We start from the raw sequence: 21,373 nt of genomic DNA on the forward strand, positions 1-21,373 counted from the left end.
GGGTTGGGAAGTCGCCGGGGTCATCATGGCGGCCTAACTTCCAATATCGGCATTACATTGAGGCCAATGGTTGCAACAGGATTCGACCTAAGGGGGCGCGAAAATGACGGAGTCCGATGGGCATCAGCCACCGAAATTTTTTGAACTGACAGCAGATCATCTGGCGGTCTTACCTCCTTCGGCTGGCGGCCCCCGGCGAAAGACTCCACGGAAAAAATACCCGTACAAGCCATGGGAGGACCCGCCCGAACTCCTGATACCGAACGCTCAAATGACCGACGAGCTCTGGGCGGCATGGGATTGGCCGCCAGACCATGACAGGCTGCCTTCAAACCGACGTAAAGTCGCGCTGACGCTGTGGCGACGGGATGGAAATATCTGCCAAGTCTGCGGGCTAACCGTAGACATCCATCTTCGCAATGGCCATCCTGCCATGGCCAGTCAGGATCACGTCTCGCCACTTCGACGCTATGCTCCAAAATATAATGCGTCTCACTTAGAAGTGTGGGGCAACGTCGTGCTTGCCCATCTTTTCTGCAACATGGCCCACGCAGATTTCCCAGCCGAGTATGTCGCCATCGAGGATTACCGCCGGATGCTGACGACCGCGGTCAGCCAATTCGAATTACGCGGACATGCCTCACCCCCGGAGACGTTCATGACAGGCCGGACCTCGCGCTACGAGACTGCGGCCTGGAAACGGGAGCAAATAACGGGACGCCCCTCCGGAACCTTCGGACAAGAATGGGACACCGGCGCCGGCAACTGACAGGCGCAGTCGTTCGGATGGCCAGCTCGGAGCGCCCTGCATTTGTTCGCGTGGGGAAGAGCGGGCATCCAGTTCCGCAGCGAACCACTGCAAGGCTTGGATTTTGGTGTCTATCGTTCGCATGAGAATATCGCCTCGAGTATCGGCCGCCAATCCCCCAAGAAATGCAACCGGCACTACTACTGGACAACCCGCTGCTAGTTTGAGACCAGCATGCGATGAAATAGGGAGAATTCGTGCCGAACGAGCTGGTGAAGGGGACACGCCGTAGCGGCGACTTCTATGACACATATGAGGACACGCCCGGCGTCAAGGTGACCCTCGAACGATCCGATTCAGGCATCGGCGTTACAGTGGCGTGGTCAAACCCGGAAGTGCCGTACGCGGCTTGGTTCATGAGCAACGGCAGCCTCTCGTCGGGCGCGGAACGCAAGGTACAGGCGAAGCCTGTACCGAAACGCGTGCTGTTTCACGATTCCCACGGGACCGTGCTTTTGATCCGGTGTCGGGCGCGTGGATTTCATGCGAATGTCGGGGGACCCGGAAGCGGAACACTATGGGCTCGAGCGGCAATTATGGGTGTCGAAGAAGACAAGGAGTTCGACCGACCCCACGGGCTGCAGACCGAGATATCCGGACTTCGTGAGTGGCTGGGAGTCACTTCTTGGGAAGAGCGACGCGAATGGGAAGACGGAAGTCACGGAGTCATTCTGAGTTCTCTCGAAACTAGGACGTTGAAGGCGGGCGAGCACTCGGGGATGACCCTCGACTTTAGATCAGGTTGGGGAGTGGTTCCCGAGACGAGCCAAGATCGCCGGGTGCTTCTTGACCATCTGAGGTGCACCACGCGCAGCGTAGAGCCGCTGGACTGGGATGTTCACATGCAACTCCACCGGGCGATTCGTGACCTGCTCGTCGTATCGAGGTGGCGCGACGAATCCTGTGTCGCGGTACGTGCGCTCCGCGAAGACGACCCCATGACCACTCTGGACGGCAAGTCCCACGGAGAACAGTGGCGCGAGGTCGTCGTTTCGGATGACGAGCGCAAGCCTGCACCGCAGAACTATCACCCGCATCTGTTGCAGTATCAGGACATCGGTCTCGAAGGCATCGGCCGCTGGGTTACTCTGCGGAACAAGTTCGCCCGAGCTCTCGACCCAGTGATCACGAGCATTGATCTCCAAAACACCACCCCTCAGACGCGCCTAGCCCACACCGGGCCGGGCGTCGAGGCATTGGGGTACCTACTGATGATTCGCGACGGTATAGAAGCCAAGAAGGCTTCCTTCGCCACGTTACAATCACGCTTTGAACGGATACTCGCTGACTTGGGCGATTGTCTCCCGTTCGATGGCCCCACGTGGGCAAATCAGACCGTGGCCACATACAACGCTTTGAAACACGCAAACCGGACCCTGCCCGATGAAGCCGATGTGATGAACTCGTGGGCTGAAAGCGTCATGGTCGTACGAGCTTGGGTCGCACTGGAGCTTGGTATCGCGATGGACGTGGTGAAGTCGCGACTCGCGGATGATAGACAGCCCCGCAATTTCGTTAGGGTCGATTAGCTCCGAGACGATACGCATACATCGGGCCGATGCTGATCCGTCCACAGCACCAGGCACAGCCCGTGGCCTCTGAAGGGGATTGCCCTAGGGTGGCCATTACCCGATAGAGGATCCCCTATCGGGGCCATGGAACTAACGATTGCGGAACTCTGTGTCTCGCAAACGTGGGTCTCAAGAGGCTCCGCCCTGTAACCTGACAGCCGTCCCCTGCTTCACAGGTGACTCCAATGGCGATGGGGAAGCGACCGCAGTGACCTACAGCGAGCAAGAGCGAATGGATCGACGGCGACGGCCGGATTACGTCGATGTGCCCGACGACATTGTGGGGGTCGATGTAAGGGTGGAATTCAACTCGCTCGCGCGGCCCGACGGGGACGCGATGTCGGTCCATGTCCAAGAGTTTCTGCAGCGCGCTGGGATAACGTGCCAGAAGGCGATCCCAGTGGGCATTGGAGCGGCCGCAGGCGGCCCTGGGGTGGGAACGGTGGCGGCCGTCTTCCAATTCATGAAGCCGATCGGCATCACCATCCAGTTGGCAAAGTTCCTGATGGCTTGGCATGGGAGGGTGGCGGCACTCAAACGCCGCAGTCTCATGCCACGAGTAGCCGTCACCCTACTGGCAGACCACATCGAACCACACCGCCAATGGGACGACATGGCTCGCGTCCTTGTGGTCATCCTCCCCGAACTCCAGAAAGAGCTGGAGTCGGAGTTTCCCACTGTCAATTTCCGTTTCGTGTTCTGCGCCAGAGGGCAGAAGATCGCGAGCTTCACGCTACGCGCGGGCGACGGCCTGCCCGTGACTGACCGCCATGTCCTCCAGATGCTCAAACATCTGGACAGAGATGTCCCGTCCCTCACCCTGTTTCATCGCGAGGGCTGGTTTGCTTTTCCCAGGGTGACGCCGGTCAGCTTCACGGTTCGACCTCTTAGTATTTCGTCCACCGCTTAGGGGTGGGGGTGGGACCACTTGCGCGCGCAGCAACGCCCCCGGTCGTGATTGCCGTTTCCTGATTGAACCGGTTGTAAAACTTTCATTGCCGAGTGCCCGCGGCCTAAATGACAACGGCGCGGGTTTGGGAGTCTAGGTAGGCCGCTCCGCACCGTTGTCCCCATTTCCCGCTGGGGGATCCAACGCTAAGCCTCTAAGGCCTTGCGATTGTGAGCACATTCAGAATTAGGATGATCCCGCTTGTGCCGATCTCGGCTCCATACAATTGAGCCATGTCATCAGAGAAGACGCCCAATCACCGATTCCTGACCATAGAACAGGTGGCAGAGGAACTCAATGTGGGGTTGCCCCAAGTAAGATCGCTTCTAAAATCTGGTGAGCTAAGGGGATTTCAATTAGGGGGACGTCACCTGTGGCGTATCGGCGTCAGAGATTTTGAGAAATACATCATTGACGCGTACGAGCAGACAGCCATGCGGATAGCGTCGGGAGAGGTCGACGCCAAAAGCTCTGCAGCAGGTGAAGCGGGGCATGAGCTCTGACGAATGGACGCTGATGTATCGCAGCGGCTTGACTGCCACAGTCATAGCGAAGCTGTGTGATGTACCGGTCGATCGTGTGGTGCGAGTCCTAGCCTGGAGCAAGCGTCGCGACCCTACACTCGCAGCCCAACACACGGACCACGTACCTTTCCAGCCTCCGGTCATTCCCGTCAAATGGTGCGAGCGACATCAAGAGCTCATGGAGTTCATATCCTCAAACGGCAGGATGCCTTACATACAGGTGTCCGATCATGTGGAGGCTTCCCTAGGAAGGTGGCTGGCCCGACAGCGATACGCCCTACTCAAAGGAAAATTGGATCATGAACGGAAGGCTCGACTCGACGACGCCGGCGATTGGAGCAGGTCAGCCCGAGTTCAGCGCGACATGGCCAACTGGCATGGGCGCCTAAACGCTCTCGCGGCGTTCATGACCACGTCGGACCGATGGCCCTCGTATCGGAACTTCACCGACTCAACAGAACGTCAGTTGGGCGTTTGGCTTCACGCTCAGCGACAAAACGCCCTCAACGGACGAATGACCGACGAAATGGTTGCCGCCATCAATACAGCCGTCCCTGGTTGGAATACCTGGAGGCCCAAGGGTAGTGGTAAGCCGCGAACGGCAGACGCGTCCCTTTAGGTTTTGGCCCCCATTGCTCGCCGTCCACCCCGGTACGGATTCCGCTCCGGCGGTGCTGCTGAATCTGCAAGGAGCTCAGCCACGGAAACACCAAGCACGTCAGCCACGTCCCACAGGCGCTCGTAGGCGACACTCTTCTTCCCCCACTCAATGCCGATGATCATGTTTCGGCTAAGCCCGGATTCCAGAGCAAGTGCTTCTTGACTGAGATTTTGCGCGAGCCTCAACTCGCGGATCCGAGCACCCGTCGTGCTCCTCCTTTCCTGCCTCGTCTGTCTCAGGAAAGAGGCAAGGGAAATTATTGACTCGGAAGCACCGGGACGTGGGACCCCGACTTTATAGGTTCGAGGGACTGCAGATGTTCTACTACTGACCTGAGCTCCATCGCTGGCGGAAAGATGACAAGAGCTCCATCGGGGGCGGGTCGCTAGGGCTCCGCTAGCACGCGGCGCCCCGGAGAAGGAGCACATCCGGTTACACGCTTCTGATGTCTTTGCCCATCGTCGGTGGAGTTAACGTGCACGCACCCTCGGCGACGACGAAAGTCGTGCTTCTAGCGTGTACTTCCTCAAACGAGCGGCCAAGGCACTCCGGCGCTCGTTACGCGGAGAAGCGAGTTGGTTTGCTCACCAACCCGCTTAGGCAACGCCTCACGCCCGCCACGCGGACGGCCCCTCTGCCTCAGAAACTCATCTCACTCCCCGCGGCTACCCCGAAAGGGGGCACCACCACTGGGCTCTTCGAACTGACGTTGTATGCCGGCGTAGCCGCGTCTGCTGCGACGGGCGCTTCAAGGTGCGTATGTACTTCAGCATCCGGAGCTGCAACTGGCGCATGCGACATGCGCTGGTACACCGCGGTGCCGAAGCGGAGATCCGGTCCAATGGTGTCGGCGACAATGCGTCGGGCTTCGCGGCGTTCGCCATCCTTCTCGTACGAGCGGAATTCCAGCTCGCCCGCCACAGTAACCGGGTCGCCCTTTCGCAGTGAACTCGCCGAGTTCTCGGCCAGCGCACGGAATGCAGAGACATTGTGGAAGACGGGCTCTCCGTCCTGCCAAGTGCCGTCCGCGCCCTGGATGCGCTGGTTGACGGCGACGCGAAGCTTAGCGTGAGCCACTCCGCTTTCGCCGACGCTCAGTTCGGGATCGGCAACCAGGTTGCCGGCGATGTTGATCGGGATCTTAGTGCCCATGGTTCTTGTCCTTTCCAAAGCCGGCGGGACTTTCCCGCCGGACAAATTAGTGCCAGTTGGCCTCACGGTCCGGCCATCACAGGTCCGTCAACGGACCGCAAAAGTTGTCCAACGCCTGCGTAGGACGCCGCCGGGCTCAACCGTGGGTCCGCGTCGGCGCTGGTGATCTTGCCGCCGAATCCCGGCGGATGCGTGATTTCGAGAATTCCCTTACTGGCAGCAGTGACCCTTCCTAATACTGACTTCGCAATATCTGCACGGGACGCCGGAAGCCTACTGCCGGCGTCGTGGGCCATCGCGTCTTTCTCCGCGTCAACGACGGCGTCAGCCCATCCGGCGAGATACGTTGCGGACTGAGGTCCGCGGTCGATCCCATGGGCCTTAAGCACCGTGTAAGCCACGGATTCGGCCTCCACCTCAGCCAGCCCCCGATGGTCTGCGCTGCTCCCATACAGCCGGCCGACCCCATCGTCGGGACCATGAAGCAGCACATGTCCGAGTTCGTGTGCAAGGACAGCTGCACGCTCTTCTGGGCTGAGCCAGGCGCCGACCTGTACCTGGCGGTGGGTGAAATCTGTAAAGCCGCTCGTAAGGCCATACTGGGCGTCTGTCACATCGACACTGAAGCCATGGCTGCCCGCCACCGTGGCAAGAGATCCGCACAGCTCAGCCACGTCCACTACAGACTCGGCGTCACCGCGGGGAACGAGCAGCGGTGTGCCCTGCGTTTGTGAGACGTCGAAGACTGCCTGGCCTCGCCAGCCTTTGATGACCGTCTTCTTTCCATCGTCGACGGCGCCATGGGGCACACGCTCACCCGCAGGGATCCGTTGCCGGGTACCGTCAGGAAGAGTGACCTGCTGGAGTCGGGCTGTGCGGGGAGCTATCACCCAGAGTGCATGCTCACCTCTCAGCACCGTACGGCCGTGGCGGGCCCATTCCTTGTACCCGGCCACCAGGGTGGGGTCGTCGGTACCGCGCTGGGCCATCTGCATCTTGAGTAGGGCAACGTTGCCGCCCGAGTAACGCCACAACGTTGCCGAGGCATCCAACAGCACCTGCCACTGCGACGGAGATTCAACAGCCTTTTCCAGGATTTTGTGGAGGCCATCCGTCAAGGCGGAGATGCGCTCTTCCGGCGTCATGCGGGAGTTGCCAGATTCACTCCGGTCCGGCGCAGCACCTGCCGCCACAGCGCTCGATACGTCTTCAGATTCAGGGGCCACGACACCCGCCTCCATGCTTCTTGGAGTCCGGCGGGACCACCCCGCGGATAATTGTTCATGTCCCCACAGCGGCGAACAGCATGACTTCAGAATTCGTCCCCGATCTGGTGGGAAGCCGCCTGCCATTCAGCGAAGTCCGGTGCGTCGACCCGGAAGGTGCTAGCGGCGGACTCCTTGTGCTCCTGCAGCACGACACAACCGGCAGCCCGGGCCGTCATTGGCATGGCCCGCGAACTCAAGAACATTGGGAAAACGCCACGCTCAAGACGACTGTCCTGGCTCTAGTCATCCTGCCCGCGCGACCTCGGGACCTCCCGCACGCCGAGGGACTTCGCCAGTAGCGCGGTTGGATCCCTCTACAGAGCTGCCCTATCCCCGAGCCCAGGAACCATATCCTAGGCCGCGAGGCGGTCTTTTTGCGTTTCCCAGATAAGGTGCAGAAACGACTTTGTTCGATATTGGGGGAACCTTGAAAAAGCAGGCCATGAGCGGCGCGGCTCTATTACTCATCACGCTTGTGTCCGGCTGTAGCGGAGCAGAGACAGTTGCGACCTCAGCAACGCCCTCGGCCTCACCGAAGCCGACGGTTACAAAAACAGTGACAGTGAAGGCAACTCCGACACCCTCACCAATTGCGACGACCGGCTCGTACGAGGCAGACCTCGCCGCCCTCGGCGTCGTTCCCGACAGTGTCAAGAGCTTCGGCGAGTACATGGAAAAAGAAATCTGTGACCAGACCGGCACCGGTCTCGGCGTATCAGTACGCTCTATCGGCGGCAACGAGACAGGCGGCGGCATTGAGGGCGTCCGCCTAACAGTCGCGTACTTCTGTCCTGAGAAGACGCAAGAGGTCGAATCCTACTTGGACTACTTCAAGAAATGAGCTGGGCAACACCACCAGGCACGGCTGAGCGTCGGGGAGAAAAGTAATGCCCCCAAGACAGAAATGGTGGCACACGATGCAGGAGGCGCGGCGGCAAGCGTGCGTTGCCGTCGATTTCTACAATCGGCCGGGGGATCGCCGAAGCTTCGCTGACTTCGTCGTTCACATGCACCTCGCGTGGCAGAACCTCCTGCACGCCGATCTCGTCAGACGCGGCGAAAACATTTTCTACCGTGAAAAGAACGGCCGGTACAAGCGAGACAAGAACAAACAGAAACAATCCTGGGACCTTCAGCACTGCCTGAAAAGGGCCTTTGGCGACAACGACCCGGCTCGTGTAAACGTCGAGTTCTTTATCGGCATCCGCAATTCGATCGAGCACAGGTACGAGGACGCCATTCTGCTGACGACGGCGGCCTACGCTCACGCCTACGTAATCAACTTCGAACGAGAACTCACTGCCCGGTTCGGTCGGGATGAAACACTCGCAGATGAACTCCGCTTTCCCGTCTTTGTTCAGTCTTTGACGCCCGAAGGGATGGACGAGCAACGCAGCCTCCGGCGTGATCTGCCGACGGAAGCCCGGACCTATATCACTGAGTTTGAGGCGTCACTTCCGGATTCGCTCAGGAGCGACACTCGCTACGAATATCGGATACAACTAAGTCCGATGAAGGGGCCAAAATCTGAGGCGGACCTTGCCATTCAGTTCGTGAACTCCAACACCCTGAGCCCAGAGGAACTGGAGAGCTTACTCGCCACGCAAAAGGGCACAGTCATAATCGTGGAAAAGCTTAAACTCGGCGGCTTCGACAACGAAATGCTGCCAAAAAAGGCCGCACAGGCTGTGCAGGAGCAAACCGGGTTCGCCTTTGAAGTGCATCACTTCACAAAGATGCGGCAGCGCGACGGCGTAGGCCCAAAACCGCGCCAGAAGGGCAACGCGAGCGATGGAATGTTCTGTGTCTTCAGCACTCCACACGCCAACCACGTTTACACGCTTGAATACGTCGCCAAACTCATCGAGGAACTGCGGGACCCCGGCCGCTACAGGACCGCCCTCGGCCAAGAGCCTGTGGCATATACGGCGGCTCCTAGTAGGCGGTAGCAAAGCGTTCGCGTCCGAGCCGCCTGTCATCTATTCCACATCCGCAGGCTGACACCTCCTCAGCCCTAGACGCGCGCTGCCGATGGACCGGTTCCGCTATTTGCGGTGATCCCGTCGAGATCTACACCACGAACGGAAAGCCGGTCTTTCAGGACAACCGCTACAAAGCTTTGACGCACAGCTTTCGGAGCCGATTCATCTCCACACAGTGTCCCCATGGGCGTCGTCTACCGTCTCATATGTCTTTGAATCCGACCCCACTACTCTTCAAACGCCGATTCAGCCCTGCTACACGTAAAGCGCCTAACTTCAGAAATCATCCCCGATCTGGTGGGAAGCCATCTGCCACTCAACGAACTCGGAAGCGTCGGGCCTCAGGACCCGCAGCACCGGTTCCTTGTGCGCCTGCAGGCCGACACATCCGGCCGTCCGGGTATGGATCCGCAGACGCTCGACGGCGTGCGGCAGCCGTTCGTGAAACGCCAGGGGCCCGAACCCGGGATCGTCACTGGCGTAGGAGGCCAGCTCCGCCCGCTGCAGAGCATAGAGCTCGGCGACGATCTCGGAGTGCCGCCACCAGCAATCCGGAACCACCGACGTCGTTAGCTGGTACGTGGCGACAAGCCAGCGGACCCAGACCGCTAAAGAACACCACACGCTTCCGGCCTGCTCGGCTGTCATTTCCCGCCAACGGTATGTCACGCCGGATGCCCGCCCCGGTGGCCGGAATGCGGAGCGGAAGAGCTCCGCCGTCAGCTCATCGTCGTCCGCTCCTGCCGATGGGATCTCAAAGCGTTCGACGTCGTCATGGCTGGCCATCGGCCGGCTCTTCAGGTGCTGCCTGCCTCAGACGGTGCCCATCAGCCAAGGTCCGTTCAAGCTCCAGCTTTGACCGACCGAGCTCGGCAGCGTCTTTTCGCTTGTGCCATTCGCGCAGGTCCAAGAGGATTGGCCGGGTTCGACGTCCCAGCATCAGGGCCGTGCCTGCAGGCAACCGCCTGATCTCATGAAGCGGCAGGACCGGGCTCTCCCTGATCTGTTCGCCGTCCTGTCGGCCCTGCGCAGACCAGGAACGTGTATTCAGGGTCAGGCTCCGCTCCCCCAGCAGCCCGGCGAGTGACCGCAGGTCACGTTCGTCGGAGCCCCCGCCAAAGATCACCTTGATGATGGCCGAGTCCCAGATGGTGGCCGCCTCATCGATGGACCAGCCAGTACGGGCCTGGGACAGGGATTGGAGCACCACCAGCGTTGAGATTCCGATGCCGCCGCCGTCAGACAGAGCGATCGGCAGGCCCGGCCATGGGGCCAGATTGGCAATCTCGTCCAGAACTAAGGACAGCGGCGGATCCAGCCTTCCCCCCGGAGCGACGAACGCCATCTCGCGCGCGGCATTGTCGATGTCGTCAATCAGGGCCGAAAGATAGGGCCCTGCCGCAGCAGCTCCCGCACGGGTGCCGATCAGATACAGGGTCCCGCAGTCGCGGATGAACGTCTTCGGGTCAAATTCCTCAGACTCGTCCCGGGGATCCAAAGCGGCGAGCACTTTCGGTGACGACAGCGGTGCGACAGCAGCCGACACACCAATCCAGGAGTTGGACGTGTTCCGCGGGTCATCCTCGAGGATGCCCATCAGATCGGCCTGCCATCCCAGCGCCGCCGCCGGTTGGCTCAGGACCTCCAACGCCTCACGTGCCAAGACCGGGCTCGAGGACCAGCGCCGAAACGCGCGGACGCCCTCGCCGGACAGGGCCGCAGCGTGAAGGAGGCATTGCAGGATGATCAGCGAGCGCTTTTGCCATGCAGCGTTCTCTCCCTTCATCTCCGTGTCCGCAGTGATAACGAGAGCGCGGCGCGTAGCGATATCCGGGTCCTCGCAGCCGCGGACGGGAGACCAGCGAAGCGTCGAAGGTAGTCCGGACATGCCTTGCGGATCGAACACCGTGACCGGTCTGCCGCGTGTAGCACGGGCCTTCATCGTGACCACCAGGTTGTCGGCGCGGGTAGACGTCGTGACCACAGCGCCCGGCGCATCGAGGATGGCATTGATGACCACGTAGAGGCCCTTACCTGATCGCGGAGCACCCTGGATGACCATCGATTCCTCCGTGGAGACATGAATCGTGACACCTCGGGAACGGCCCAATGTCCATGCCACGTCCTGGATCCGTGGTTTTGCCAGACCCGGTCGGGTGAACTTGCCGCGCTTTAGGACGGTCTTCGCTCCGAAATCTTGGAGGATCTCGGTGCGGCGCGCGATGCCCTCGCGGCTCAGGATGTCCTGGCGCAGCCACGCGCCGGATTGCTTCCACCGCCTCCAAGCAAAGACAGACCCAACGGCGAGCGCAGCCGCCAGAAGGAGGACCGGGCCAACGAGCCACCAGATACTCCCGGTCCCGACGTCGCATCCCTCCGGTACGGGTACCACCCAGTCGATCCGGCCGGTGAAAAGTCCGACGGCGGCGGCCGGGTTGAACGGCGACGGCAGACTGCCGCCGCAGCGCCAAGCCATCACGACGTTAGCTGCCCCCTGGATCAGGAAACACAGACAGACATAACCGGCCACGGCTATAAGCCCGGCCGTGACCAACGGACTGTCGGTGCCTCTCCGCGAACTCATCTTTGGCATTCAGATCATCCGGTCGTCGGTGCCGAAAACTTCAAGCTCATCGGTCGTGACCCGGTTCGCCACGATAAAGGAACGGTTCCCGACCTTCCAGAGGCCAACACCTTTAGGGAGGTTCTCTACGTGCTCGCACTCGGCCTCCGACAACCCCAGGGCTTCTTTCGTCAGTCGCATGGCGTCGTGCTTCTGTCGATAGATAATTCTGGTGTCCGCCTCGGTCAGCAGGCCGAGTGCCTTCTGCCGATGCCCGCTGGAGCTGTCTCCAATTTCGTTGAGGTCGGCCACCTTATGCATGATGAGCAGGTTCGCAATGCCGTAGGTGCGGGCTAACCGCCACTGCTCGCTCATCTTGGCGAGCATGTACGGGTCGGCCAGCATGCGCCAGCCTTCGTCGTAAACCACCAGCCGTTTGCCGCCGTCGGGATTGGTGACGGCTGCCTCCAGCCAAGTAGCACCGCACGCGGCGGCCAGTGACAATGCTTGCTCCGAGGCGCCGATGAGCGCAGAAGTGTCCATCACCATCATGGGCACATCGGCGTCGAAAGCGACCGTAGACGGGGCGTCAAACATGCCTTCCAGGTCACCGGAGACTGTCCGCCTCAAGGAGTGGCTGACGGCCAGTCCCCCGTCCTTGCCCACCAGCCCGATCGTTTCCTTCGACGGGTTCAACAGATGGTCCAGAACCATCGGAAGCGTCGGATTCGAGTTCTCGGCTACCGTCTCCATGAGAGCCATGTCCAGGGCAGTGTGCTCCACAGGACGGAGGGGCATGCCCTGCCGCATGAGAGAAACCAGTGCCACCAACAGGTAGCGACGGCGCTGGCGCACCACGGCCTGCCACTGCGCCTCACTCAAGGCGCTGGACCGCGGCCCCGCGTCGAGGGGATTGACCCGTGCGGTGCGACCCGGGCCAACGGAAATGACCTTGCCGCCAACCGCATTGGCGACGGCAACCCACTCACCTTTGGGATCGGAGGCGACGGCGGCTTTCCGCCCCAGCGTTATGGACCTTGCCACCAGGGACTTTCCGCACATGGACTTTCCGGTCCCAACGGTGCCGATAACAACGATCGAGGGTCCGCTGATGACGCCCTTGTCATAGAGAATCCACGGATCGTAAGAGAACGCACCCGAGCCGAAAACGTCTGTTCCGATATACGTGCCTTCGTGACCGAGCCCCGATTCTGTGATGAACGGATACGCCGCGGCGAAGGTCAGGGTGGACGCGCGGTGTGGTGCCGGGCGCAGGCGGTGCGGGCCACGCAGCGAGACAGGTTCCCTGCTCCCCCAGTCTCCGCCGTGCTCGGCGGTGTCCAACCGAGTGCCGACCATCTCACCAGCCCGGTTTAGAGCTGTCGCCCACGGGCGGCTACCAGCGGCAGCCGCCCGCCGCCGTCGTTCCTTCCGCTCCTTGCGGTTCACGCCGGACGGCACGTATTCCACCGACTGGTTTGTACGTGTCATCTCAGACCCCTCCCGAACGGGAGTGCACCGGCGACGAATGCAGCCCATTGCTGCCCGGCCAGTAGACGCAATTCGACGAAGGCTCCCGCGGCCGCCGACTCCAGTTCCTGCCGGTGACGGGCCAGGTCCTCCAGGGTCCCTGCAGTAACGGTCACATAGGCAGCGGGCCTTACGTCTCCGTGTCCGGCGACGATCTCCTCCTCGCGCTGGGCGACCTCTTCTTCCTCAGCTTGTTGCTCGCGGGTCAGCGGCCTGTCGAAGCGGGTGTTGATGCGGCGTCTTGTTTCATGGGCTTCCTGGGCGGAACGGATGTCCCGCAGCGCCTCAGTTGTGGGGACGGCCCGAATCACCTCCGTCACAGTGTGCCGGAAGTCGCCCACATAGATCAGAGGATGGATGAAACCCGGAAACACCTTCTGCCGTGGCCACTCAGCGATCCAGAACGTTTGATGAAAACCGGAATCAGTGCGGACGTATGTCCAGTGCTCTTCTACGGCCATCGGCCCCGCAGGCACGTTAGGCGGCATGGAGTCTCGGGGGTATGGTTCCTTCTTGGCCGGCTTCCTTGCCGTGCTTGCGACGGCGGCAGGATCGAAGGCGCCCCGAACGACGTCGAGGATTCCGTTCTCCGGCAGCCACTCCTCCACCCTGACGCTGTGCGTCGCCAGCGCTGTCGTCATGGCCTCGGCCTCCAGACGAAGCACCCGTTCGACACCGACCAGTCCCCCGCCTGACTCTCTGATCCGGCGTCGGGCCTTGCCTGTATCCACCACCAGAGCGATCAGAAGATCGTGGCTCATCGTGGACCCGGCCGCCGAAATCAGGTCCTCGTACGCGCGCTGACCCCAAGTGAGTTCGCTGGCGTCGCCCGCCGGCCGCGGTGACGCCATTTCGTAGAAGTCCCGCAGGGCGGTGGACGGATACGGAACCGTAAAGTCCTGCACGGCGATTCTCGCTAGGCTTGACCGCTGGGCCATGCCCGCCTGTACGCGGGACCAGGCCTGAACGGCCCATGCCTTGTCGTCGCTGTCTAACAGCGCAAATGACCTGGTGCTGCAGCGAAGTACCGCAATGGCCTCCCGGCCGCGGGCGTCCACGATGAAACACTCCCCTCGCGAGGTCCGACGCAATTCGAGGTTCCCGAGTCCGCCAGGAAGCGCCAGCCGTCCGGCCAGGACTGCTCGTTCGGGTCTGATTAGGAACTTTGTTTGGCCGGCCATCGATCGGTAGAAGAACAGGAGGGCATGGCTGGCCCATACCGGGTACGGAATCCGTGAATACTGCAACAAGCCGAGGAGCATCAGCACCAGCCACAACGGTCCCGACGCGAACAAGCCGATCGGTCCTTGAGATGCCGATGCCAGGCTTGCCACGACGACGCCGGACGCGAGCAACAGCAGCTGGTACCACTTCAGTCCCATGAACAGGCCGCGGCGCTCGTAACGGGGGAATTTGACTGCCTCGAGAGTGCGTGAAGTTTCAGACATGGACATCACCGTCGGTTGGGGGCTGGATTACTCTTGGCCGGTGGATGGGAGGCTGAGCCGTCGGGGCGATCGGTGGCGCGTCGCTCGGTGGCTTCGACGAGGACGGCCTTGGTGGCTCGCTGGGGCCCTGGCCGCCACTTCTGCTCCCCGGTGCCGATGCGCCCGGTGCCGGGCGCGGCTGTGCGCTGCTTCCCGGTGGCGAGGCTGGGCTGGCGGCCGGGGTGCCGGCGTCGAGCATCAACGCACCAGCGTTGCCAGCTGGCGCCGATGACGACGTCGTACCCGTTGGCCTTCCCGGAAGAGTGGCTCCGGCCGGCAGCGTGCGGGTGGGAAATTGGTGACGACTCGACTGGATTGGGCGGGTCATCGACGAACGGCCAGCCATCCCGGCCAGGGTGAAACGGCCACCGGTCTGCCGGCTGATCTGCCGGGCGGTGAAACTGGAGGTTCGAGTGAGGACCTGCCCGCCACCGGCAGTTTGCGCGGCCGCGGCCAGCTCGCCTCCGGCGAAACTCACTAGCCGCATTGCCATCAGAGGCGCACCGCAGGCCAGAGCCATGCCCACAACACCAGCGGCCAGCCCGGCGAATGACTTCGACTCGGCAAAGAGCTTGATGGCCACAGCCAGCACCGTTGCGGCAAGCGGTTTGGCGAGCAGCAAGGCAACGACGATCTCGCACCACCGACGGGCCCAAGTTTTCGTCTTCTCCCACGGCATCAGCATTAGAGCGACCGGAGCAACAGCGGCGAGCACGATGAGCGCAAAGGATCGGAAGATCATCGAACACATCAGGATGAAGGCCAGGATCCAGACGACAACGACAGCCATCACGGTGACGACGACGGCCCCGGCCGCACCGCCGCTGGTTCCTGGGGCCAACGACACGACGTTCCATTCCCGGCCGGAGTCCGCCGGGGCCCGTTCGAAGCCAAAGAGCCGCATGAACACCAGATAGGGATCCGTCCCCATGGAGTCGAGCAATGCCGTAGCTGCGGAATCTCCCACCTTTGCGAGCTGCCGGACAAGGTAAACTGCACCCGCCACCAGGGGAATGGCCGCAGCACCGCCAACCATTGCCCGCACCAGGCGGCGGGGTTGTTGGCTGATCAGACCGGACAGCAACTGGAGGATCATAGCCACGACGAGTGGCGTCATCATGATGACAACCCACCAACTCGTTAGTCCTTCGACCGCCGTCCATTGAGAATCATCGACGTCAGAGACACTGAACGCGCCCGTGATGAAGGACCAGATCCAGGATGCGGAGCCCTGGAGAATGTTCGCGAAGAATGACGTGATGGAGCCTTGGACGCCGTCGTTCGCTTGCGAGACGAGACCGCAACCGGGCGGCCACCATCCGTCCAGATCGCACTGAACAGGCATGACGGGCTGGACCTAGAATCCGAGATTGAAAGCCGACTGGGACCAGAGGATGTAGCCATTGATCCCACCGAGTATCGCGGCCACCGGTCCTGTCCAAAGCAGGATCATGCCGCCGCCCGAAGCGAGCCGCGATGACTGGCTGAGCTTGCCTGCGAGGAGCATGGCGGCTCCGACGATCGCCACTATCGCGATCACAATGAAGGCCCCGACTAGGATGCCTCCGCCGATCTGCTTGAGTGATTCCAGAAACGGGAAGTTCGTGTTTGGGGTGATGCCAGGGTCCACAGCTGCCAGAAACATCGCGCGCTCCATCTGTCGTCTTCCAAGGAATGAGGGGTTGGGCTCACGACTTCATGGAGGTGGCGGGGTGGGACGACATGACCTTCTGTCTGACCTTATGGATACACCTGCGCAACGTGCACACGGATTCGCTGCGTGAGCTAGCTACAACACGCCGAACACGCAGTCGCGGCCGAGCGGGGAATGGCCTACTCGCAGCTTTCGAGCGGTTTCCGGAGGGCGTTCGGGGCTTGTAAGTCCGTGACGATGAAGCCGCAGCTGCCATCATCCCCTGGCGTTATCTTCATCGACGATGTCGCTGACGCGGGCTTTGAGGAACCGCGCGGCGTACCTGGCTTTACCCACAGCTGGCTATGGAGCAGGTATCTAAGGCTTTGGACCAATGGGATGCCGCTTTGAGGCGGCGAGAGGCTCTGGGGCCAGGGAACTATTCGAACATATGTTCTATGATTTAGAGGTGATTAAGCGTGGTACTCCCGACGACTCCGAGCGCATGTTTGCCCGGATGCAGGCCGAAGAGAGCCGACCGATTGACGACCCAGCTCCAATCCGCGACTTCCCAAAGTATGGCCGGCCCCTGGTCTATGTGAGCGGAATCTACGGCAAGGCCGTTGGGTGGACGCACACCTACGGCCTGATTGAATGGCTCGACTCTTCTGGCAAGTACCACATGGGCTGGGCGCACTCATCGAGCATCAAGCGAGTGAAACCGGAAGAGTGGAAGGGCGAGAGCGAGCTGTAGCGAATTTGCTTTATTAGAGGCGAAATCAGCGGAAAAGCCTAAGTGCCATTGATAGCGCAAAGGTTCAATGCTGGTAGCGTACTTAGCCCAAGGGCGGCGTTCCTTGTTGCTCCGGAACAGAGCGAGATCCTCCAACACCAAGCCCGTCATTTTGTCATCCGTGACGGAAGGATTACGCCCGTGGAGCATTCAATTTTCAAAACTCTTGATTAGTGCCTACCCGTCGGACATGATGATCATGCGGCGCCCGCAGGGCCCGTTCCGTTCGTAAGCGCAAAGACAAATAGGGGGCAGTTTTCCAATGGCGACCATTCCGGATGACTATAAAAAAGACTTCGCGTACCTCAAGCAGCAGTCCGACAAAGGAGCACTTCGGCACGACAACAGCATCCTGAAGAAATTGCAGGACAAGGCCAAAAACCTTCCCGGGCTTGCAGGTGCTATCGATACGCTTAAGATCCACTACTAGCCGTCTCACCTTGTTGAAAGCGAGCATTATGGGCCGATATGACCAAAACATCGCAAATGCCAAGGAGATGCTCGCAGAGGCCGAGGAGAAGTACAGCAACGCTGTCGTCTCGATGGCTAATGCGGGCTCCGTTCCGAGGCAGTTCGTGTTGGACAATTACCAACGGAACATTGATGAAGCCAAACAAATGATCGAGACCTTCGAAGAAGCCAATCGTCGGGGATAACCGGCGATGTGACAGCTAATGCCGAATAGGAGGATCGACCAATTTGAGTAATCGGCCATATCTTGATCTGAGACGAGCTGAGATCACAGCGAAGCAAGCAGATAATAATCAGAGCCGAGCGCACCTGAACGGTCTGCGCGCCGACCTCGACCGACAGTTGGCTAAGCACAATGAACCGCAGTGGGTGGAAGTCAAAAAGATGTTCGGGAGGGTCGAACGCACGCAAGTGCAACCGGACATCGACCACCTGAAGGTGACAATGCAGCTGACGCACCAGAGCACTACTGTCACTCAGATGCTAACCGAGCTGGCCAAGGACGATCAGGCACTTGAGTTCGAGCTCCACATCAGGAATACGCCGGAGCTCGTCCAACAGTTCGGCCCTGGCGCTGACTGATTCGAAGCTATTGTCCAGTCAAGCAAGGGTGAGCGGTCCAAGGCACTTTTGTCTTGGACCGCTCTTCTTTGTTTTCGTCCGGACGACTGGAGCGTCGTGACCGAAGGCGGCTGTGCGCCCTGAGATGCCGTCGCTTCACAGCTTTGAGTTGTTCATCCAGAGGGTAGCGCCAGTTCGCACACCACCTTGCCGGTCAATGGGGCGTTCAGAAGAACAAGTGTGTCTGCAATGCCGATGCACTGTCGGAGGAGAGACTGCAGGCTCTCACAACGGACTTCCACCAACGACTCTCCTCGTCCGCACTCACCTAAGTGACGTCGGCAAATCCAAGACTTCCCACTACCTCAGAATGTCTAGCCTCCGTCCCCTCGCATGCTTGAGCATGCTGCAATCAGGCAGAACGAAAACATCGATACATCGATACGGCCACCCGACTCCGGCGCCAGGACGGGTACGGCGACAATTAGTTGTCAGGTCAAGAGATCAAAATAGGCCGTATCCGAATTCCACGCGATCGGATGGACGAGAGTGCCCACCGAAGGGTTGAGTGCGCTGTACATCATCCCATCGCCGGCGTAGATGCCAACATGGCCCCAGGTGTTCGGCCCTTGTGCGTTCTGGACGACTAGGTCCCCTGGCTGCGGATTGGTCGTCCGCACCCCAACCCTCCATTGCTCCACCCTCGGGAGGTTGATTCCGGCCTGCCGGTAGACCCACTGGACGAAGCCGGAGCAGTCCCACGCTTTGAACGCCGTCCCGCCCCACACATAGGACCCACCGACGCCGGTTTGGGTAAACCGAAGGATATCCTTTCGGATCTGACTCAAATCTTCCGACCCTGGTGTCGGCGCTGAGTCGGACGGCGTATCGACGCAAGGAGAAGGTGCTGTCCCTCCTGCGAGCGCAACAACGATTGCCGATGCTTCCGGCTCCCATCGCGCATACAGCTCAGGAAACGCCGACACCTGAACAGCCTGGGCAGCCTGGCCTTTGCTCATCGTTTGCCATCCAGGGATGTCCAGCAACCCGCGGGGGCTCCCCCGGTTGGGACCAGACGGTCCACCATAGAAAGCCCGTACGTTGTAGATGGGATCCATCAGCTCTCCGACACTCCCCCAGCCAGCAGCTGGACGCTGCTGGGCCGTGCCAAGAGAATCGTGATCGCTTCCGATACCGTCATACGGATAGTTGAGAGATTCGGGGACGTTCACGTTGGCCAGCATTCTGAGGCTTGATTCCTGCAGAGCCATCATGATTGCGATGATCTGCCCATCTCGCGGCACGCCCAATTGCTTGCCGACTGAAATGTAGTCCTCCGCGAGGCTCATTTGCCGGGCCGTCAGGTTGACCGGCGGCTGGCTGCTATTGCCGATGTCCAAGACACCACCCACGTCGGCGCCTCGCTGACCACTCAACCCTGCTGAAGAGCACATCGAGCCGATGCTCGTCGCATTGGCGCCGAGCACCGCAACGGCCGCGCAGAGCGCAAAAGCACCCGCCAGGATCGCGGTCGTGGCCGCGGCCACCAGAGCCCGGAGGATGATCCGGCGCCTTGCCAGGACAGCCAGCAACGCCGGAGCGGGCATTAGTAGACGATCCTGTTCGGCGCGGCGTAGAAGCCGACCATGATGCAATGATCCGAAGGAGCACTGGCGGCTGGCGGACAGTTGACCATGACGCTGACTGAGGCCGTGTACGTGTTGCGGGCAGAAATTGACTGATCCAAGACGCGAAGAAAGACCGTGCAAACATGGAGACCAACCCATGGCGCCGGTCGCTCCCGCACCTTGGCAAGCTCACTATCACACATCATGGATTCGACCCCGGCCGAACGGAACGCCTGCTGCCCGGCCAGATACTGATAGGTTCCAGCGTTGATCCCGGTCGCTTCGAACTCCCGGACAAACACGGCCAGAGGATTGGACCCGTCAGGGAGCACATGCCACCAGTTTCGGAGGCCGGAGTACACCTCGGAGTACGAAGCCCCACGTGTGTCCCACGTGTAGACAGCTGTCGCCACCGCCGATGCCAGCTTGCGGAAGTCCGTTGTGCGGGGCGGGCCATACCTGCCAGGTCCTTCGACGGCGGGGGGAGCCGTCGTCAGCGCCTCTGACTGCGGCCCAGTAGAGAAGGCCGCCGAACTCTGGGGAGTCGGAGCCGTCGACAGCGCTGGACCTGGCTCAGGTGCGGACCTCGGGGTAGGCCGCGTGATAGCGAACAACACGGTGACTACACTCAAAAGCACGAACGCTAGGACCAACCAACGCCGTTTGCTGCTCGAGCCAGGCAATGCAATTCTCCGGGTCATCGACATACCAGCCTCCTCACCTGTTCATTGCAAGATGGTCGACTGAGGACATGACTCAGCGGGCAGGTCGCCTTCCACCCCGGAGAATCCGCCAGGACGTCTGATACAGCCTTCGGGCGAAGCCGATCTGCACAGCAACGTAGCGCTCCGTGACGCCAAGTTCAGCGGCCAACGAGGCCAAGGCCCCGGTCCGCTCTGGTCCTCGCAGATCGGGACGAACAATGGTTGCCGCAGTACGGCGCAGCACAGTCGTGGGCAGGCATTCCGCCGCACGCTGGCATACGTCCGCGATGTTGCGGATCTCCGCCGGCTCAACCTCCAGTGCGTTTTGAACAGTCCTGGCTGTTTGGCGCACTACGGTCGCAGCATGCCATCGGCGGCGGTCCTGCGGCGATGGCGGACCATACTGGCGGGGCCCGGTAAGCCTGCCAACGGCAAGTTCCCAAACTTCCGCCGGCACGCTTGCCCGCGTCAGTTCGATAATCGTTCGCGCCCATTCCTGATCGATGATCTTCTCAGCACTGCGATCCACTCCGCCGATACCGAGAATAGCCAGAGCATCGAGTGACGCCGGACCGTCCGCATCCCCGGGCTCCATGAGCAACGGGAACGTCTGATGGCTCAGTTCCCTGCGGATATGCGCGGCGCACACGTTGGCGCACACTCCCTGGACCCAGGCCCCGAAGGGAATACCTGGGAGTTGCCGATAATGGCCGCGGGTCACTCCATCCCACACCGCTTCCCGGATGTCCTGCATAACGTCGTCCACGTCGCAGGCTCGGCCGATCCGGGACAGATGCGACACGACATATCGGCGCACACCGTCGACGGCGACCATGATTTGATCCACCGGGACTGCCAGCGCGGTCGGCGCTGGCGGCCTGTGCAAGGAAACATCAACGGTAACTGCATTTGCTGCGTCATGGTGGGCCTGATTCGCTCTGGCTTCGACTCGCATTGGTCTTCACCGCTTCGACTAAACGCTTCCAGTAACTCCGGTGGCGGCACTCCCGACACCTCAAGAATGGCCTCTAAACGAGGACCGACCGCGAATGCACTAAGGCTATGCAAACTATTCTCAAGGATAATTA

At 60.9% G+C, this 21,373-nt stretch carries 23 protein-coding genes; 11 read left to right on the forward strand and 12 right to left on the reverse strand.

Features of this window, described 5'->3' with window-relative positions; genetic code table 11:
- Positions 1-103: 103 nt before the first annotated feature.
- The 5 genes from J2805_RS16945 (at position 104) to J2805_RS23950 (ending at position 4,471) form a co-directional block, all read left to right on the forward strand.
- Complete coding sequence (locus J2805_RS16945; RefSeq protein WP_309978269.1) at positions 104-769, forward strand: HNH endonuclease; 666 nt, start codon at positions 104-106, stop codon at positions 767-769.
- A gap of 236 nt (positions 770-1,005) precedes the next feature.
- On the forward strand, positions 1,006-2,337 hold the full coding sequence (locus J2805_RS16950; RefSeq protein ID WP_309978271.1) for an ApeA N-terminal domain 1-containing protein: 1,332 nt from the start codon (positions 1,006-1,008) through the stop codon (positions 2,335-2,337).
- Between the two features lie 250 nt (positions 2,338-2,587).
- Positions 2,588-3,289: a hypothetical protein gene (locus J2805_RS16955; RefSeq protein ID WP_309978273.1), complete on the forward strand. Its 702-nt coding sequence runs from the start codon at positions 2,588-2,590 to the stop codon at positions 3,287-3,289.
- Between the two features lie 272 nt (positions 3,290-3,561).
- Entirely contained in the window at positions 3,562-3,831 is a 270-nt protein-coding gene (locus tag J2805_RS16960) for a helix-turn-helix domain-containing protein (protein ID WP_309978276.1), read from the forward strand.
- A 13-nt stretch (positions 3,832-3,844) separates the two neighbouring features.
- Entirely contained in the window at positions 3,845-4,471 is a 627-nt protein-coding gene (locus J2805_RS23950; protein WP_396134403.1) for a helicase associated domain-containing protein, read from the forward strand.
- Here J2805_RS23950 and J2805_RS23955 read toward each other — a convergent pair.
- The 3 genes from J2805_RS23955 to J2805_RS16970 form a co-directional block, all read right to left on the reverse strand.
- Positions 4,468-4,941 carry a helix-turn-helix domain-containing protein gene (locus J2805_RS23955; protein ID WP_396134395.1) on the reverse strand — a complete coding sequence of 158 codons (474 nt, stop codon included), beginning with the start codon at positions 4,939-4,941 and terminating at the stop codon, positions 4,468-4,470. The two genes, J2805_RS23950 and J2805_RS23955, sit on opposite strands and share 4 nt — an antisense overlap.
- Positions 4,942-5,152: 211 nt before the next feature.
- The gene (locus J2805_RS16965; RefSeq protein WP_309978278.1) at positions 5,153-5,665 is read right to left on the reverse strand and encodes a single-stranded DNA-binding protein; all 513 of its coding nucleotides are present in this window, start codon (positions 5,663-5,665) and stop codon (positions 5,153-5,155) included.
- A gap of 62 nt (positions 5,666-5,727) precedes the next feature.
- A complete protein-coding gene (locus tag J2805_RS16970) occupies positions 5,728-6,891 on the reverse strand; it encodes an ArdC-like ssDNA-binding domain-containing protein (RefSeq protein ID WP_309978280.1) in 1,164 nt (387 codons plus the stop codon).
- Between the two features lie 469 nt (positions 6,892-7,360).
- On the opposite strand from J2805_RS16970, the gene J2805_RS16975 reads away from it, so the two are divergent.
- Positions 7,361-7,774 (forward strand): ABC transporter substrate-binding protein, encoded by a 414-nt coding sequence (locus J2805_RS16975; protein ID WP_309978282.1) that lies wholly within the window; start codon positions 7,361-7,363, stop codon positions 7,772-7,774.
- A 46-nt stretch (positions 7,775-7,820) separates the two neighbouring features.
- Positions 7,821-8,882: a DUF3644 domain-containing protein gene (locus J2805_RS16980; protein ID WP_309978283.1), complete on the forward strand. Its 1,062-nt coding sequence runs from the start codon at positions 7,821-7,823 to the stop codon at positions 8,880-8,882.
- 309 nt (positions 8,883-9,191) lie between these two features.
- Here the strand turns inward: J2805_RS16980 and J2805_RS16985 are convergent, their stop codons facing one another.
- From J2805_RS16985 to J2805_RS17010, 6 genes are read right to left on the reverse strand one after another with little or no spacing between them, the layout of a single operon-like run.
- The gene (locus J2805_RS16985; protein ID WP_309978285.1) at positions 9,192-9,701 is read right to left on the reverse strand and encodes a hypothetical protein; all 510 of its coding nucleotides are present in this window, start codon (positions 9,699-9,701) and stop codon (positions 9,192-9,194) included.
- Positions 9,688-11,499, reverse strand: coding sequence for a type IV secretory system conjugative DNA transfer family protein (locus J2805_RS16990; protein WP_309978288.1), 1,812 nt, complete (start codon positions 11,497-11,499; stop codon positions 9,688-9,690). The genes J2805_RS16985 and J2805_RS16990 overlap by 14 nt, the downstream gene beginning before the upstream one ends.
- Positions 11,500-11,508: 9 nt before the next feature.
- Positions 11,509-12,969 (reverse strand): ATP-binding protein, encoded by a 1,461-nt coding sequence (locus J2805_RS16995; RefSeq protein ID WP_309978290.1) that lies wholly within the window; start codon positions 12,967-12,969, stop codon positions 11,509-11,511.
- Entirely contained in the window at positions 12,966-14,456 is a 1,491-nt protein-coding gene (locus tag J2805_RS17000) for an SCO6880 family protein (RefSeq protein ID WP_309978291.1), read from the reverse strand. Before J2805_RS17000 ends, J2805_RS16995 begins: the two co-directional genes overlap by 4 nt.
- Complete coding sequence (locus tag J2805_RS17005) at positions 14,449-15,840, reverse strand: type IV secretion system protein (protein ID WP_309978293.1); 1,392 nt, start codon at positions 15,838-15,840, stop codon at positions 14,449-14,451. The genes J2805_RS17000 and J2805_RS17005 overlap by 8 nt, the downstream gene beginning before the upstream one ends.
- A gap of 12 nt (positions 15,841-15,852) precedes the next feature.
- Positions 15,853-16,140: a hypothetical protein gene (locus J2805_RS17010; RefSeq protein WP_043480665.1), complete on the reverse strand. Its 288-nt coding sequence runs from the start codon at positions 16,138-16,140 to the stop codon at positions 15,853-15,855.
- A gap of 457 nt (positions 16,141-16,597) precedes the next feature.
- On the opposite strand from J2805_RS17010, the gene J2805_RS17015 reads away from it, so the two are divergent.
- The 4 genes from J2805_RS17015 to J2805_RS17030 all read left to right on the forward strand — a co-directional run bounded on the left by J2805_RS17015 (position 16,598) and on the right by J2805_RS17030 (position 17,974).
- Complete coding sequence (locus tag J2805_RS17015; protein ID WP_309978296.1) at positions 16,598-16,882, forward strand: hypothetical protein; 285 nt, start codon at positions 16,598-16,600, stop codon at positions 16,880-16,882.
- A 301-nt stretch (positions 16,883-17,183) separates the two neighbouring features.
- Positions 17,184-17,351, forward strand: coding sequence for a hypothetical protein (locus tag J2805_RS17020; protein WP_309978299.1), 168 nt, complete (start codon positions 17,184-17,186; stop codon positions 17,349-17,351).
- A 13-nt stretch (positions 17,352-17,364) separates the two neighbouring features.
- Positions 17,365-17,577: a hypothetical protein gene (locus J2805_RS17025; RefSeq protein WP_309978301.1), complete on the forward strand. Its 213-nt coding sequence runs from the start codon at positions 17,365-17,367 to the stop codon at positions 17,575-17,577.
- A gap of 43 nt (positions 17,578-17,620) precedes the next feature.
- Positions 17,621-17,974, forward strand: coding sequence for a hypothetical protein (locus tag J2805_RS17030; RefSeq protein WP_309978302.1), 354 nt, complete (start codon positions 17,621-17,623; stop codon positions 17,972-17,974).
- Between the two features lie 470 nt (positions 17,975-18,444).
- Here the strand turns inward: J2805_RS17030 and J2805_RS17035 are convergent, their stop codons facing one another.
- From J2805_RS17035 to J2805_RS17045, 3 genes are all read right to left on the reverse strand, one after another.
- On the reverse strand, positions 18,445-19,560 hold the full coding sequence (locus tag J2805_RS17035; protein ID WP_309978304.1) for a C40 family peptidase: 1,116 nt from the start codon (positions 19,558-19,560) through the stop codon (positions 18,445-18,447).
- Positions 19,560-19,883, reverse strand: a complete 324-nt coding sequence (locus J2805_RS17040; RefSeq protein WP_309978306.1) for a hypothetical protein — start codon at positions 19,881-19,883, stop codon at positions 19,560-19,562. The genes J2805_RS17035 and J2805_RS17040 overlap by 1 nt, the downstream gene beginning before the upstream one ends.
- Before the next feature lie 454 nt (positions 19,884-20,337).
- Positions 20,338-21,120 (reverse strand): RNA polymerase sigma factor, encoded by a 783-nt coding sequence (locus J2805_RS17045; protein ID WP_309978308.1) that lies wholly within the window; start codon positions 21,118-21,120, stop codon positions 20,338-20,340.
- Positions 21,121-21,373: the final 253 nt, after the last annotated feature.

The sequence above is a fragment of the Arthrobacter oryzae genome (genome assembly GCF_031454875.1).
Lineage (GTDB): Bacteria > Actinomycetota > Actinomycetes > Actinomycetales > Micrococcaceae > Arthrobacter > Arthrobacter oryzae_D.

Coding starts and splice junctions, on each gene's coding strand:
- J2805_RS16945 (WP_309978269.1), top strand. CDS start 104: ATGACGGAGTCCGATGGGCATCAGCCACCGAAATTTTTTGAACTGACA.
- J2805_RS16960 (WP_309978276.1), top strand. CDS start 3,562: ATGTCATCAGAGAAGACGCCCAATCACCGATTCCTGACCATAGAACAG.
- J2805_RS23950 (WP_396134403.1), top strand. CDS start 3,845: ATGTATCGCAGCGGCTTGACTGCCACAGTCATAGCGAAGCTGTGTGAT.
- J2805_RS23955 (WP_396134395.1), bottom strand. CDS start 4,941: ATGTGCTCCTTCTCCGGGGCGCCGCGTGCTAGCGGAGCCCTAGCGACC.
- J2805_RS16965 (WP_309978278.1), bottom strand. CDS start 5,665: ATGGGCACTAAGATCCCGATCAACATCGCCGGCAACCTGGTTGCCGAT.
- J2805_RS16980 (WP_309978283.1), top strand. CDS start 7,821: ATGCCCCCAAGACAGAAATGGTGGCACACGATGCAGGAGGCGCGGCGG.
- J2805_RS16985 (WP_309978285.1), bottom strand. CDS start 9,701: ATGGCCAGCCATGACGACGTCGAACGCTTTGAGATCCCATCGGCAGGA.
- J2805_RS16990 (WP_309978288.1), bottom strand. CDS start 11,499: ATGAGTTCGCGGAGAGGCACCGACAGTCCGTTGGTCACGGCCGGGCTT.
- J2805_RS16995 (WP_309978290.1), bottom strand. CDS start 12,969: ATGACACGTACAAACCAGTCGGTGGAATACGTGCCGTCCGGCGTGAAC.
- J2805_RS17000 (WP_309978291.1), bottom strand. CDS start 14,456: ATGTCTGAAACTTCACGCACTCTCGAGGCAGTCAAATTCCCCCGTTAC.
- J2805_RS17005 (WP_309978293.1), bottom strand. CDS start 15,840: ATGCCTGTTCAGTGCGATCTGGACGGATGGTGGCCGCCCGGTTGCGGT.
- J2805_RS17010 (WP_043480665.1), bottom strand. CDS start 16,140: ATGTTTCTGGCAGCTGTGGACCCTGGCATCACCCCAAACACGAACTTC.
- J2805_RS17020 (WP_309978299.1), top strand. CDS start 17,184: ATGGCGACCATTCCGGATGACTATAAAAAAGACTTCGCGTACCTCAAG.
- J2805_RS17035 (WP_309978304.1), bottom strand. CDS start 19,560: ATGCCCGCTCCGGCGTTGCTGGCTGTCCTGGCAAGGCGCCGGATCATC.
- J2805_RS17045 (WP_309978308.1), bottom strand. CDS start 21,120: ATGGTCGCCGTCGACGGTGTGCGCCGATATGTCGTGTCGCATCTGTCC.